Genomic DNA, 14,317 nt, shown 5'->3' with positions numbered 1-14,317 from the left:
CGTCAGGCTCCACCACGACATGGCGCATCCGGCAAGCCCGGATGCGCCAGACGTTTTTACCAGCCCAGCGCCTTCTTCAGCGCGCTTTCCAGCGTGGCGACCGCATCGGCCGATCCGGCCGGTGCGCGAAACGCTACGTGGCCATCGGGACGGACGAGGACCGCCCCGTCGCTGCCGATGCCGTACAGTTCCTCGAACGAGACGTCCACCGCGATGACATCCAGACCCTCGCCGACGCCGATCGATTTGACCGGATAACGAGCCGCAAGGTCCGCCGCGGCGGCCCGCCATGCTTCACCGCCACTGGCGGTCAGCAGGACGAAGTGATCCTCGAATTCCCACATGATCGGGCGCTTGGTTCCGTTGGCGGCCCAGAAGTGGGGAGCCCGGCAACCGGGCGAGGCCGTGGGAACATAGTTCGAGATCGATGTGGTCGGACGCTCCAGCCCATCGGGCACGATCACGTCGCTGGTATAGGCATAGCCCATTTCCTGGCCCAGCGCGGCGCCGTGCTCGAGCACTTCCATCATGTCGCGCTCGTTCTCGTCTTCCAGATCCTCGGCGATCGAGCGCACGCCGGTGGGAAGCGACCGACGTTCGATCTCGTCAAGCGTCTGCTGCGACGCGTTGAACGGCTTCACTTCGCGGCGCAGGTTCATGCTCTTGGCGTTGCGGAAGCTTTGTGCGGTGTTGAGGAAGGCGACCGGCTGCCGTTCGGCTTCATAACTGTCCAGCAGCTTGGGGCCGGCGTGTCCACGCAGATGCGCGTTGAGCTTCCACGCCAGGTTGTGCGCATCGGCCACGCCGGAATTCAGCCCGAAGCCGCCGCTGGGCGGGAACGCGTGCGCCGCGTCGCCGACGAGGAAGATATTGCCGACACGCATTTGCGCAGCGACATGTGCCGTCATGGTCCACGGCGATTTGGCGCGCACGTCGATCACCGCGTCAGGCCCCACGCCGGCGGCACGGCGAATCATCTCGGCGCAGCGGTCCAGCGGGAAATCGTCCGCCGTCTCGCCCTCTGCGAAGCAGTAGTGGAAGCAGTAGCGCTCCTTGCCGTCCATGCAGATGAAAGCACCGGGCACTTCGGGATCGACCGATGCGGAACCCACGCTCGGGATGTCCGAATCGGGCGTGATCTTGCCGAAGAAATAGATGTTGAGAATCGAATCGACGTTGGGATCGCCGATCATCGGTACCCCGAGCGAGCGCCGGATCGCGCTGTTGGCACCATCCGCGGCAATGCAGAAACGCGCCGTCAGCGTCTCTCTGACGCCGTCCTTGTTTTCCGTGACAACTTCCACGTGATCGCCATGATCGACGATATCGACAACCGCGGTGTTCCACCGGATGCCGTTCCAGCCGGTGCTCGTCAGGCGCTTTTCGATAGCGTCTTCAACGATATCCTGCGCTGCGGAAACGGTGATGGCGGGAGAGATCTCCAGCCGGCGTTCCATCGAAGGGCCGCCCATCATTTCCAGGATCGGAAAGAACATGTACTCCTGCGGGAACGCGCCGGCCACGACGTCGTCCTGCACGCCCCATTGCTTGAAAAGCTCCATGGTACGGGTATTTATATAGTGTGCTCGAGGATGATCGCTCCGTTCGTTCCGGCGCTCGACAATGAGCGAATCCACGCCCAGCTTTTCCAGAAGCAGGGCAGAGGTCAGTCCAGCAGGACCCGCCCCCACAATCAAAACAGGCAAGTCAGGCGTCATCTTCTTCTCCTAGGCAGAGCGCCTTCAGCGCACCAGAGTCACTTCCCAAGCTGCGTAATAGCTATTGCATTAACATTGTAAATGCAATAATGATGCATTTAGTGGCCGGCGACAATATGACCAAGATGACAGTGCCCCGTGTCGCAGGGCGCCTTTGACGGAGAGACGAAGTGGAGATGCAGCTGGAAGCGCCGAACGTGCCGAACATCCCGACTGTGCCGAGCGGTCTGACGCTCTATCATCTGGCACCTGCTCTGGGTACCGAGGTGCACGGCATCGATCTTAGCCGCGAACTTTCTGACGAGGTGGTGGGCTTCCTGAAGGAGCTTCTGCTGCAGCGTAAGGTCATTTTCTTCCGGGACCAGGACATTACCGTCGAGCGGCAGATCGAGATCTGCCGCCATTGGGGCGAGCTTGAAGTCCTGGACTTCCTGCCGCAGCATTCGACTCACCCTGAAGCGCTGCACATCAAGCGCGGCAAGGACAGCAAGGGCTACGAAAATATCTGGCATTCCGACGTGACCTGGCGGGAATGTCCGTCGAAAGCGTCCATGCTCCGCGCGGTCAATGTGCCCGAAGTCGGCGGCGACACCATGTGGGCCTGCATGGAATCGGCCTACGATGCGCTGCCAGCGGCATTGAAGCGCTTCTGCGAAGGGCTGACGGCGGTCCATTCGGTCTCGCAGGGTCTGTCGTTCACCCAGGGCATCGACAAGATGGCCGAGCAGATCAAGCGCTTCCCCCCGCAGGCACACCCCGTCATCCGCACGCATCCGGAAACCGGGCGCAAGTCGATCTTCGTCAACCGTGCCCACACCAGCTATCTGCGCGGCATCGACCGCCATCTCGGCGCGGAACTGCTCAATCTGCTGTACCGTCGCGCCGACGTGCCCGAGGTCCAGTGCCGCTTCCGCTGGCGCCCCAATTCCATCGCGTTCTGGGACAACCGGTCGACCCAGCATTACGCCGTATCGGATTATTTTCCGGCGGAGCGCGAGATGTACCGCGTCACGGTGGCCGGCGACAAACCCTTCTGAGCGCGCCATCGGCCGCCCCCTATCAGCAAGAGGCGAATCCTATGTATCCACGCACCCCTCTCGACCAGATGCCGGTCGAATCCCCGATCAAGCTTGCGCACATCGTGCTGCGCTCGATCAACGTTCCGGCGATGCGCGAATGGTATCTGACCGTTCTGAACGGGCGCGAGATCGTCAACGGCGGCGAAGGCAATGCCTGCGGCCTTACCTATGACGAAGAGCATCACCGCGTGCTGATCATCGGCATGCCGCCGCAGGACGTGGAGCGCCAGCAGGCCCTGGGCGACTTTTTCGAGCAGATCAACGAACGCCGCAAGGCTCCCGGGCTCGAGCACGTGGCGTTCACTTTCAATGGCGTCGGCGCGCTGCTCGGCAATTATCGCCGCCTCAAGAAGCACGGCATCGAGCCGGCTTTCTGCGTCAATCATGGCCCGGTTCTGTCGATGTATTACCTCGATCCCGACGGCAACAGCGTCGAACTGCAGACCGATACCATGCCGATGGATATGGCCACCGAGTTCATGTATTCCGAAGAGTTCCTCAACAACTCGATCGGTGTTCCTTACGATCCCGAAGAACTTTGCGAAATGTATGACAATGGCGTGCCCCTGAAAGAAATTGCTTCTTACGGTTTCAATTGAGTCTGAAAGGTAAAATAGAAATGGCTGACATCAATTCTCTCGAAGCTCTGATGATCGAACGCGTCGCCGGCAAGAAGGCCATTGGCAAGACGATCGCTTTCCGCATCAAGGACGAAGGCACTCTGCGTATCAACGGCAAGGAAGAGCCGATCGTTATCGAGCGTACCGAAGAAAAGGCCGACGCGACGCTGACCATCAGCGCCGACGACCTCCAGGGCCTGCTCGATCAGACCATCAACGGCCAGACCCTGATGATGACGGGCCGCGCCAAGATGGAAGGCAACCCCACCGTGGTGATGAAGCTGCGCGATCTTCTTCTCTGATACATCACGGGCCGGATCGTCCTGCCCGACTTCGAAAACCTGAAACCGCCCGAGCCCTCACTTGGGCGGTTTTGTTCTGTCAGGGAAACGTTATGAGCAACATTCCGTCGACTATCGGGGGGCGATCGCCCCACGAAATCGTGGCGACCACCATTGCCGCGATGACCGGCCATGCCGACGACGGCAAGGCGACGCGTGCGATCGAGCTTGCCGCCCCTACGATGAAGCTTGGTCCGGCCGACAGCGGCCGCGATATCGAAACGCTGAAGCTGGTGATGGAACAGCGCGAGGCCGCTCCCTACCAGACCCGCCACAGCGTGGGTTGGCCGGTCGTCTACGAAGCCAGCGATCAGCAGATCAAGGGCCGGGCCATCGTTACCATTCACCGCCTGACCGACGATCGCTATACGTTGAGCGCCGCGGATTTTCACGTCACGCTGATCCCGTCGGGCGATACCTGGCTGATCGATCATCTCCAGATCGTTCCGTTCGTGGCGCGCCGGATCGAGGAAGGCGGCGTTCAGGCCGCGACGACTTTTGAAAAGGTCGATACGCAGCCGCGCATCGTCCACACGACGGAAGGTTGGTTCGCCAAGGCGGGGCCGATGGTTTTCCGGCTGGCGGCGACGACCTTCGCCGAAGCTGTCGCCGCATTCGGCGATGGCAAGCAGATGCCCGGCGAGCTTCTTGCAGGCCCGGTACCGGGCGAGGTCCTGGCGCCTGTCGAGCCGGGGCGTCTGTTCCTGATCGGCCTGAACTACAAGTCGCACGCCGACGAATTCGGCATCACGCCGCCCGATCACATCGTCTATGGCGAACTGGCCTCGACCGATTGCATCGTCGCGCCGGGAAGCCAGCTGGTCCGTCCGGACGAGGCACCCGACATGATCGATTACGAAGGCGAAGTCGCCGTGGTGATCGGGCGCGACTGTTCCAAGGTGAGCAAGGCGGAAGCCGCGCAAAGCGTCTTTGCCGTCACTGCCTGCAATGATTTTTCCGCACGGGATCTGCAGATGGCCGCGTTCATGGCCTCTCGCGAAACCGGCGGAACGCCGAGCATGGACAAGGCCAAGGGCTTTGCCGGTGCCAAGCCGATCGGGCCGGAACTGATCGTGGTGCAGGGGCTGGACCCCGCGCGTCTCGATATCGAACTGAGCACGCTGGTGAACGGCGAAGAGCGCCAAAAGGGCAACCTTAGCGAACTGCTTTTTCCGATCCCCGAGCTGATTTCCAAGATCTCGCAGGATGTCGACCTTAAAGTCGGAGATGTCATCCTGACCGGCACGCCCGCTGGTGTGGGTCACGCCAAGGAGACCTATCTGAAAGCCGGCGATCGGGTCGAAGTCCGTCTGGGGAACCTGGAGCCGCTGACAACGGAAGTCGTCTGACGTTGCGTGGCGGAAGGGGGCCTTCTCCTTCCGCCACCGCTTCGACGGTGCCCATCCGTCATGTCGATCCGTCACATTGGTTGGTCACGGGGGCGAAAGCCGGCGTGCTATCTGAGCAGTTCGGCGATGCTCTGAACCGCTTCTTCGAGCGACATGAAGTGCTTGGGAGAAAGCGTTCCCGCGCCGGGATTCGAGAACGTCTGCCGTAGCCAGCTTGCCGCTGCCAGGATCGTTGCCGAGGCGCCATAAGGGCGAGGGTCGGTGAACGGATCGGTGCCAAGGTCCTTGGCGATGGCTTTGGTCAACTCCCCGCGCACGTAGTTTTCATAGCCGAGGATCGCCGCCTCGATAGCCGAGGAACGATCACGCGAAATCAGCATGGAGCGCTGCTTGTCATAATCGGAATCGACCGACTGGGACGCGGAGAACAGCGCCATCATCGTCCGATGAAGCAGGGTTTCGGAACGGTCGGCCTCGAACGCAGCGTGAAATTCCCGTGACCATTCGGTCTGTTCGGCAAACAACGTCGCTTCCTTGGAGCGGAAGTGCCGCCAGAACGTGGTGGGATCGACGTCTGCCTTCGCTGCGATCTCGGCAATAGTGACGTTATCGAAGCCCTTTTCGAGAAACAAAGCCATCGCGGAATTCTGTATAATGCGCCGGGTCTTGTCCTTCTTGCGTTTTCGCCGGGGCACGGGGGCCGCGCTCTCTGCCACAGGCGCAGTATTGCCAGGGTTGTTCTGAGGGCCGGATGGGAAATTATCCAGCGGTTTCTTCATTGTCCGTCCCATCGTCCCTCGGTATTCTGGCCTCTGTGCCGTTTGATCTGCAAAGCTGAAGCTGCATCGGAGCGTTGATCGTGAAAACTCTTCTTTATGTATATCCGTCTCCGGATGCAACCAACGCCCTTGCAGGCGCGGTGCCCGACGTTCTGGTCATTGATCTGGAAGAGGCGGTCGCCGAAGGGCGCAAGGCCAAGGCGCGTGGCAAGCTGGAAGCGGCGGTGGCGGCCTTCGCCGCCCTTGTCGCGCCCCAGGCCCGCATCCTGGTCCGCGTCAATGGCGCGGATACCGAGGACATGGCGCTCGATCTTGCCGCCGTTGCCCCGCTTGAACCGGGCATCGGCCTGCTTCTGCCAAAGCCTCTCGACCCGCAGATCGTGCGCAGTGTGGCCCAGGCACACCCCGGGCGTTCGATCTGGCTGATGGCCGAACGGCAGGATACGGTGCAATGGCTTCCCGCCGTCCTGGCCGGACAGCCGATCGGCGGGCTTGTCGTTGGCGGCAAGGATCTGTGCGCCGATATCGGTCTCGATGGCTACCGGCCCGATGCACCCGCCGTAAGAGCCTTTGTAAAGCAGATCGTCGACCTGGCGCATCCCTATGAAATCGCGGTGTTCGATGCCGTGGCCATGGGCGCGGCCGCCATTCCCGAAGCCCTCGAGCGCGTCCGTCACGCAGGATGCGCTGGTCCGAGCCTGGTTGACGGAAATGATGTCCATGTGGTGGTCGCAGCCTCGGCTTAGGTAAATGCAATCGAATTGTTGATGCAATGTTATTGCATTTAAGTGCGACATTTGCAATTGTGCTGCACGCGGCGCGCCGAAAGGCGGGGAGCCGCCTGCGAGGGAGAATGCTATGCCTGGTTGGCTTATTCGAGTTTTGCCGATTCTGATTCCGGCTGTGGTGCTTTCGGTGGTCGGCGTGCTGGTTGGCGGGCTCGTCAAGTGGCTGTTCAACATCCCCGACGATGTCGCTTTGACGGCTGGCAAGTGGATCGCCATCGGATCGCTGGCTCTCACCTTCGCTATCTTCCTCTTCAAGAAGTTCCGCAGCGGTTCGAGGAGCTGACAGCATGGACGCGATGCCGTTCGAGGTCCTCCCGGTTCCCGATCGCGGACCGGTGCCCGAGGTGGTTCTGGATCAGCTTTTCCTGAAAGCCAGAACTTTCAACAGCTTCCTCGACAAGGATGTGCCCGATGAACTGATCCGCCAGCTTTACGAAGTTGCGCGGTGGGCGCCGACTTCGGCGAACATGAACCCGGGGCGGTTCCTGTTTCTGAAATCGCGCGAGGCCCGCGAACGCATCCGTCCCATGATGTTCGAAACCAATCAGGAAAAGGTCATGAAAGCGCCGCTTTGCGTGATCGTGGCGCGCGATCCGGCCTATCTCGATTATCTTCCGCAACTGATGCCGACGGTGCATCAGTTCATCCGCCCCAATTTCGAAGCGATCCCGAACGCGGTTCAAGACACGCTGGTGCGGAACGCCACGCTGCAGGGTGCCTATCTGACGCTGGCGGCGCGGGCGCTTGGTCTCGATTGTTCGCCCATGTCCGGTTTCGACAATGCGGCGGTCGATCGGGAATTCTTTGCCGAAAGCGGCTGGCAATCCGATTACGTGATCAACATCGGCTATGGCGATGAATCGACGATATGGCCGCGCAATCCCCGGCTCGAATTCGACGTTGCCTGCCAGATTCTATGAGACGGGGCCAGATTATATGACGGGGCCAAATCCTGTGTTGGGGAACGGGCTTTTCGACCTGTCGGGCAAAGTCGTGCTGGTTACCGGCTCTTCGCGCGGCATCGGCCGGGCCATAGCGGAAGCCTGTGCGGCGGCGGGCGCCCGGGTTGTGGTGTCCAGCCGCAACCAGGCGGCCTGCGATGTCGTGGCCGAGGCGATAAACGCCGCCCATGGCGAGGAACGGGCAGTGGCGATCGCCGCCAGCATCTCTGATCGCGGCGCGTTGCAGGCGATGGTCGCCGCGGTCGAGCAGAAGTGGGGGGGCGTCGACGTCCTGGTATGCAATGCGGCCAGCAATCCCTATAGCGGGCCCTTGCTGGACATTCCCGACGAAGCATTCCTGAAAATCCTCAAGAACAACATTCTGTCCAACCACTGGCTGATCGGCATGGTGGTGCCTGGGATGCGCGAAAAGCGGTCCGGCGCCATTATCGTCATATCCTCCATCGGCGGCATGGCTGGCTCAGACACGATCGGGGCCTACAACGTTTCGAAAGCGGGCGATTTCCAGCTCGTGCGCAACCTGGCCCTGGAACTTGGCCGCGACGGCATCACGGTCAACGCCATCGCGCCCGGCGTCATCCGCACCGATTTTGCCAAGACCCTGTACGAAGGCGGTGAGGAAGAGCGCCTGAACCGCATCATTCCGCTCGGCCGCATCGGCGAACCGGAAGACATTGCCGGGGCGGTCGTCTTCCTGGGTTCCAGAGCGGGTGCCTATGTTTCCGGCCATGCGATGGTCATCGATGGTGGCGTGGTCACCCGGGGCGTCGTCTGACGAAGGGCCGGGGCGATGGCTCCTGACTATGCAGGCACGATGACCATCGATGGCGCGGCGGTTTCCACGCTGGCCACACTGCCGGTGTGGAACCCCGCCACCATGGAGGTCATCGGCCAGGTTCCGCAATGCGACCGCCAGCTTCTCGACAAGGCACTGGCCGCGGCCCGGGACGCATTCGGCCAATGGCGCGATGCCGAAGCGCAGGCCCGGGCGGGGCTGCTGATCAAGCTGGCCGAGGAACTGGCCGTCCATGCGGACGATCTGGCGCGTCTGCTGACCGCGGAGCAGGGCAAACCGCTGCAGCGCGCGCGGGAAGAAGTCATGGCCTCGGTGTTCTGGCTGCGCAGCGTCGCTGCCAAGAACATTCCCGAGATCGTCAACGAAGACACGGCCGACCGTCGGTCGGTTACCCGGCGCGTGCCTTTTGGCGTGGTGACCGCCATCGTGCCGTGGAATTTCCCGTTGCTGCTGGCGATCTGGAAAATCGCGCCGGCGCTGCTCACCGGCAACTGCGTGGTGCTCAAGCCTTCGCCCTTCACGCCGCTGACGGCGCTGCGCGTGGGGGAACTGTCGCGCGGTATTCTGCCTGCGGGCGTGCTCACCGTGTTGTCGGGCGGGGATGACCTTGGCCCGATGATTGTCGATCATCCCCAGGTCGACATGGTTGCGCTGACCGGCTCCAGCCAGACCGGCCAGGCCGTGATGCGTACCGCCGCGGCCAGGCTGATGCGGTTGAATCTGGAATTGGGCGGAAACGATGCCGCGATCGTGCTGGACGACGCCGATATCTATCTTGCCGCGACGCGGATTTTCCAGTCCGCCTTTGCCAACGCTGGCCAGGTCTGCGTGGCGACCAAGCGCGTCTATGTGCCCGACGCCCTGTTCGAGGCGTTCTTTGCGCGGATGCACGAACAGCTTTTCGCACTGAAAGTCGGCCCTGGCCTTGCAGACGGCGTGGAGATGGGGCCTGTCCAGAACAAGCCGCAGTTCGACAAGGTCAGCGCCCTGATCGCCCGCGCCCGCGATAAGGGTCTCGAGCTGGTGTCCGCGCCGCTGGCACCCGATCTGCAGAGTGGCCTGTTCGTAGCCCCGGTGCTGGTCAAGGATCCGCCGTGGGACAACGAAGTCGTGCTGGAGGAAGCGTTCGGTCCCGTGTTGCCGATCGTGCGGTACAAGGCGCTGGACGATGTCGTTGCGCACGTTAACGCCGGGCCGCTCGGCCTTGGCGGCTCGATCTGGTCGCGCGACACGGACCGCGCGATGGCCGTGGCACGCCAGTTGCGAACCGGCACGGTAACGATCAACGAAGGGGCCTATCTTGCCCCCTGGGTGCCGTTTGCCGGTCACCGCCAATCGGGTTTCGGTGTCGAAAACGGCCAGGAAGGCCTGCTTTCCTATACCCAGCCGCAAACCCTGACGACGAAGCTGGCCTGATCCGCCGCCCGGCCGGTTAACGCCCCGACGCAAGCCATGCGCATGGCCCGATTAATGGCGCGCTAACCCGCGCGAACATAGCTTGAGCGCTGTCGGCAGGCCAGTTTTGTACGGACCGGCCGACGGATCGGAGCGCGCCATGTCTCACAGCCAGACCGCTACCCAGTTGCTCAACGAACTGCGCGAGTTCGCCGGTTTTCCGGCGGCGACGCAGCGCTATATCCGGCGCAGTCTGGATATCGGCCTGCGACGGCGCGATGCGTTGCAGATCTGGGCGCGCGGCCCCGTCGAAACCGCGGCGATCCGCACGCAGTACGTGGTCTATCAGGATCTGGAGGCCTTGCGTGCGATCCTGCCCGACGGGCCGGCGGCCGATGGCATCGAACGCTTCATGGGGGCGCTGCTTCGCCTGTCGGCCTTCGACCTGGGGCAGGACAGGCTCGACGGCTTTTCGGCCTATCGCTTCCTCTACGAACGCCTTCTGGGCGCCGAAGCGCGGCCCTGGCTGCCGGCAGCCTTTTGCGGTGCCGCCGCTTTGCCGCAGATCCGCCCCCTGCGACGCAAGGAACTGCTGCAATCGATCAGCGAAGCGGCCGCCACGGCCCCAGGCTGGTCGACCCGCGCGCCGACGTTCTATCCCGATTTCGTGCCGCTGGAAGAACCGGCCTGAGTCTGCCCCGCCCGATGCCGTGCGTGCGGCCGGCGGCTATGCCTTGTAAAGCGCATCAAGCCGCGAGCCATACCGTTCCCGGATCTTGTGGCGGCGAATTTTCAGCGAGGGGGTAAGCTCCTCGTTGGCGATCGCAAATGGCTCGTCGGCCAAGGTGAACTGGCGCACTTTCTCGATCACGGAGAGATCCCGGTTCACCCGGTCGACCGCCTGGCGCACAGCACTGCGGAACGCCGGCAGGTCGGCCAGAAGCGCCAGATCGTGCGGCGCATCGTTTTCCACCGACCATTGCATCGCCCATTCCGCATCGGGCACGATCAGCCCGACCACATAGGGCCGCTGGTCGCCCGAAACCATGGCTTGCGCGATCTCGGGTTGAAGCGTGAGCATGCCCTCGATCTTCTGCGGAGAGACATTGTCACCCTTATCGTTGACGATCATGTCCTTCTTGCGATCGGTGATCTTGATCCGGCCCTGGGCATCGAGGTGGCCGATATCCCCGGTATGCAGCCAGCCATCCTGGATCACGCGCGCGGTTTCGGCATCGTTTTGCCAGTAACCGTGCATCACCAGTTCGCCGCGCACCAGAATTTCGCCGTCGGGCGCGATCTTCACTTCCGCCCCGGCCAGCGGCGGGCCAACCGTATCCATGCGAATGCCGGCGGCCGGGCGGTTGCAGGCGATCACCGGGCCGGCTTCGGTCTGGCCATAGCCTTGCAGCATCGTCAGCCCCATGGCTTGAAAGAACAGGCCCACTTCCGGATTCAGCGGCGCACCGCCCGATACCAGCGCTTTCATCCGGCCGCCGAACCGCGCGCGCACCTTGGGCCGCAACGTGCGCTCGATCAGCAGGTCGAGCGGGCGGTCGATCAGGCGCACACGACCGGCCTGTTCAGCATGGGCGGCAATGGCCATGGCCCGGTCCATCAGCCAGCTGGCCAGCCGGCCTTCCTTCTCGATCTGCTTGATGATCCGCGCGCGCAGCACTTCGAACAGGCGCGGCACCACCACCATGATCGTGGGGCGCACTTCCTCGATATTGCTCGCCAGCTTCTCCAGCCCCTCGGCATAGGCGATGCGGGCGCCAATGCCGATCGGCATCCACTGGCCGCCGGTGTGCTCGTAGGCATGGCTTAGCGGCAGGAACGACAGGAACTGGTCGTCGCCCAGGCGGAAATCCTCTGCCAGGACCTGCGCCGCGCCGGCCACGTTGGCCAGGATCGCGCCGTGGTGCTGGCGCGCGCCGCGCGGCGCGCCGCCGGTGCCGCTGGTATAGATGATGCACGCCGGATCGCTGCGCCCGATCGTGCCCATGCGCTGCGCCACGGCGGCACGGGCCGCGGCCGCATCGCCGCGGGTCATCGCGGCCCAATCGTGGAAATGCAGCGTTCCCGCCTGCTGCTGGCGCAGCGGTTCGATTCCGATCACGTGCTCGGCGCAAAGGGCATGCAATGCCGCCGCCAGAAGCGGCTGTGCCAGCCTGGCATTGGATACGATGATCGCACGCGCGCCGGAATTTTCCAGAACGTGCAAATGATCCCGGGTGGTGTTGGTCGTGTAGGTCGGTACGGTGATCAGGCCGGCGGCCATGATCGCAATATCGGCAATGCACCATTCCGGGCGATTTTCCGAAACCAGCGCCACCCGGTCTCCGGCCTTGAGGCCCAGTGCCACAAGCGATTGCGCCAGCAGGCAGGCCTGATCAGCAACATCGCGCCATGACAGCGCCACCCATGTGCCATTGCGTTTGGCAGAGAGGAACGGCGCATCGCCATGCTGTTCCGCGCGGGCCAGGAACAGGCTCACCAGATTTGGCATTTCCGCCAGTTGCGCCACTTGGCGGGCCGCTTGGATTTCAGGCACGGACATGCGAGCTCTCCCCACCTGGCCCGCATGCAGGCCAGTTCCCCAACGGATAGCTAGGCCGCGTGTTCCGCCACGGCAAGAGCGGGCGAGGCGCTGTCACCCGACCGCCATGGCGGCGGGCAACGGCCGAGGTCATTGCGCGATGGCTGCCCCCTCGCTGCGCGGATCCGCCGCGCCTTGCCAGCGGTTGCCCACCCGTTCGAGGGCATTGGCCTTGAGCGGCATACGGCACGCTTTCACCTGGGAATGGCCTTTGGCGACCAGCGCGGGAATCATCGCCTCGAGGCGGGTTCCCTGTTCGACGCAGACGCGTTCGCCGGGGGCAAAAAGCACGGGAAGAGCCAGGGCCTGTTGCGCTGTCAGGTGCCAGTCGATCACCCCGATCAGCACGCGGATCACCTGCGCGGGAATGGTGGCACCGCCCGCTGCGCCCACCACCAGGCGGATCTGCCCGTCCGGGCCATAGACCACCGTGGGCGACATCGAACTGCGCGGGCGCTTGCCGCCTTCCACGCGGTTGGCGGTAAGCTGGCCTTCCTGCATCGGATCGAGGTTGAAATCGGTCAGCTCGTTGTTGAGGAAATAACCACCCGCCATAAGGCCCGAGCCAAAGGCACTTTCCACTGTCGAGGTATAGCTGGCGGCGTTGCCCCAGCGATCCACGGCCACGAAATGCGAAGTGCCGAATTCCGGCTGTGCCGGTGCGGGGGCAAGGCGCGCTGTCACGCCCGCCGGCGTTCCGGCGGAAACGCGGGGCAGGGCGGTCTGGGCCGAAATCAATTGCGATCGTGCCGCGAGATAGGTTGGGTCGATAAGGCCCGCCACCGGCACTTTGACGAATTCCGGATCAGCCAGATAGCGGTCGCGATCGGCATAGGCCAGGCGCTCGCTTTCGGCCAGAACATGCCAGGCGTCCGGATTGTCGGGCCCGAGCGCAGACAAATCGAACCGTTCGAGCTGGCCCAGCGTGGCGAGCACGGTGGTGGCGCCCGACGATGGCGGCCCCATCGAACATATCCGATACTGGCGATAGGTGCCGCAGACGGGCGGGCGCGGCACCGCCTTTAACGCGGCGAGATCGGCCGTGGTCATCGGCGCGGGGTTGACCGGGGCCGTGCCCACCCGCGTGGCGATCGCCTGGGCATTGACGCCGCTGTAGAACCAGTCGGCCCCCCGGCTGGCGACAGCTTCCAGCGTATCGGCAAGGGCAGGATTGCGGATTACGGTGCCAACCGGCAAAGGTTGCCCGTCCGGGCCAAAGAACAACGCGCGGGCGGCCGGATCGAGGCTTGCCACATCGGCATTGTCCAGCAGCGCATGATAGAGCCGCGGGGTGATGGCAAAGCCATGGCGCGCCAGGCCGATGGCCGGGCCGAACAGCAGGCGCCAGGCAATCTTCCCATGCTGGGCATGGGCCAGTGCGGCAAGGCGCAGCGAACCGGGAACGCCAACACTGCGGCCGCCCGGGCGGGCCTGTGGATAGGCCATGGGCTTGCCGTCCTTGAAGAACCATTGCGGGGTGGCGGCTGCCGGCGCCTTCTCGCGGCCATCGACCGCATCGACGCGGCCGGCGGCATCCGCCATGATCAGGAAACCACCGCCGCCGATGCCCGAGCTTTGCGGCTCTACCACGGTGAGAGCCAGCATCGTGGCCAGAGCGGCATCGGTGGCCGATCCGCCCAGACGCAGCATCTGCGCGCCGGCATCGGCGGCGCGTGGATCAGCTGCGGAAACCAGCCCCTGCCTGCCGACGTCGGCCCCATCGAGACGGCCCGGCGTCAGCGGCGCGCCGACGCGTGCCGCAACGGTACCTGGCCCACTTGCCGGCCCTCCTGCAGGCATTGTCTGGCAAGCACCCAGTGCAAGAGTGGAAAGAGCGGCCAGCGATACGGCGGCCTGCGAGCAAAAACGGCGTGCGATCATGGCCGTACTT

At 63.5% G+C, this 14,317-nt stretch carries 14 protein-coding genes; 10 read left to right on the top strand and 4 right to left on the bottom strand.

Features of this window, described 5'->3' with window-relative positions; translation table 11 throughout:
• Window positions 1-56: 56 nt before the first annotated feature.
• Entirely contained in the window at window positions 57-1,718 is a 1,662-nt protein-coding gene (locus AC3EDY_RS06415) for an FAD-dependent monooxygenase (protein WP_488571650.1), read from the bottom strand.
• A gap of 176 nt (window positions 1,719-1,894) precedes the next feature.
• Here AC3EDY_RS06415 and AC3EDY_RS06410 point away from each other — a divergent pair, with 176 nt between their 5' ends.
• From AC3EDY_RS06410 to AC3EDY_RS06395, 4 genes are all read left to right on the top strand, one after another.
• A complete protein-coding gene (locus AC3EDY_RS06410; RefSeq protein WP_488571825.1) occupies window positions 1,895-2,755 on the top strand; it encodes a TauD/TfdA dioxygenase family protein in 861 nt (286 codons plus the stop codon).
• Between the two features lie 41 nt (window positions 2,756-2,796).
• Complete coding sequence (locus tag AC3EDY_RS06405) at window positions 2,797-3,396, top strand: VOC family protein (protein ID WP_488571649.1); 600 nt, start codon at window positions 2,797-2,799, stop codon at window positions 3,394-3,396.
• Between the two features lie 20 nt (window positions 3,397-3,416).
• Window positions 3,417-3,719: an SCP2 sterol-binding domain-containing protein gene (locus tag AC3EDY_RS06400; RefSeq protein WP_488571648.1), complete on the top strand. Its 303-nt coding sequence runs from the start codon at window positions 3,417-3,419 to the stop codon at window positions 3,717-3,719.
• 92 nt (window positions 3,720-3,811) lie between these two features.
• Window positions 3,812-5,107: a fumarylacetoacetate hydrolase family protein gene (locus AC3EDY_RS06395; RefSeq protein WP_488571647.1), complete on the top strand. Its 1,296-nt coding sequence runs from the start codon at window positions 3,812-3,814 to the stop codon at window positions 5,105-5,107.
• Between the two features lie 107 nt (window positions 5,108-5,214).
• Here AC3EDY_RS06395 and AC3EDY_RS06390 read toward each other — a convergent pair whose 3' ends face one another.
• Entirely contained in the window at window positions 5,215-5,886 is a 672-nt protein-coding gene (locus AC3EDY_RS06390; protein ID WP_488571646.1) for a TetR/AcrR family transcriptional regulator, read from the bottom strand.
• 80 nt (window positions 5,887-5,966) lie between these two features.
• Here AC3EDY_RS06390 and AC3EDY_RS06385 point away from each other — a divergent pair, with 80 nt between their 5' ends.
• The 6 genes from AC3EDY_RS06385 (at window position 5,967) to AC3EDY_RS06360 (ending at window position 10,518) form a co-directional block, all read left to right on the top strand.
• Window positions 5,967-6,632: an aldolase/citrate lyase family protein gene (locus AC3EDY_RS06385; protein WP_488571645.1), complete on the top strand. Its 666-nt coding sequence runs from the start codon at window positions 5,967-5,969 to the stop codon at window positions 6,630-6,632.
• Window positions 6,633-6,744: 112 nt separating this feature from the next.
• Window positions 6,745-6,957, top strand: a complete 213-nt coding sequence (locus AC3EDY_RS06380; protein ID WP_488571644.1) for a hypothetical protein — start codon at window positions 6,745-6,747, stop codon at window positions 6,955-6,957.
• Between the two features lie 4 nt (window positions 6,958-6,961).
• The gene (locus AC3EDY_RS06375) at window positions 6,962-7,594 is read left to right on the top strand and encodes a malonic semialdehyde reductase (RefSeq protein WP_488571643.1); all 633 of its coding nucleotides are present in this window, start codon (window positions 6,962-6,964) and stop codon (window positions 7,592-7,594) included.
• Between the two features lie 16 nt (window positions 7,595-7,610).
• On the top strand, window positions 7,611-8,411 hold the full coding sequence (locus tag AC3EDY_RS06370; protein WP_488571642.1) for an SDR family NAD(P)-dependent oxidoreductase: 801 nt from the start codon (window positions 7,611-7,613) through the stop codon (window positions 8,409-8,411).
• 15 nt (window positions 8,412-8,426) lie between these two features.
• Complete coding sequence (locus AC3EDY_RS06365; protein WP_488571641.1) at window positions 8,427-9,848, top strand: aldehyde dehydrogenase family protein; 1,422 nt, start codon at window positions 8,427-8,429, stop codon at window positions 9,846-9,848.
• 139 nt (window positions 9,849-9,987) lie between these two features.
• A complete protein-coding gene (locus tag AC3EDY_RS06360) occupies window positions 9,988-10,518 on the top strand; it encodes a hypothetical protein (RefSeq protein ID WP_488571640.1) in 531 nt (176 codons plus the stop codon).
• A 36-nt stretch (window positions 10,519-10,554) separates the two neighbouring features.
• Here the strand turns inward: AC3EDY_RS06360 and AC3EDY_RS06355 are convergent, their stop codons facing one another.
• Window positions 10,555-12,387: an AMP-dependent synthetase/ligase gene (locus AC3EDY_RS06355; RefSeq protein WP_488571639.1), complete on the bottom strand. Its 1,833-nt coding sequence runs from the start codon at window positions 12,385-12,387 to the stop codon at window positions 10,555-10,557.
• A 129-nt stretch (window positions 12,388-12,516) separates the two neighbouring features.
• Entirely contained in the window at window positions 12,517-14,307 is a 1,791-nt protein-coding gene (gene ggt, locus AC3EDY_RS06350) for a gamma-glutamyltransferase (RefSeq protein WP_488571638.1), read from the bottom strand.
• Between the last annotated feature and the right edge of the window lie 10 nt (window positions 14,308-14,317).

It is taken from the genome of Novosphingobium sp. DS6-6 (genome assembly GCF_057784975.1).
This window is presented reverse-complemented; position numbering and strand designations above follow the sequence as displayed.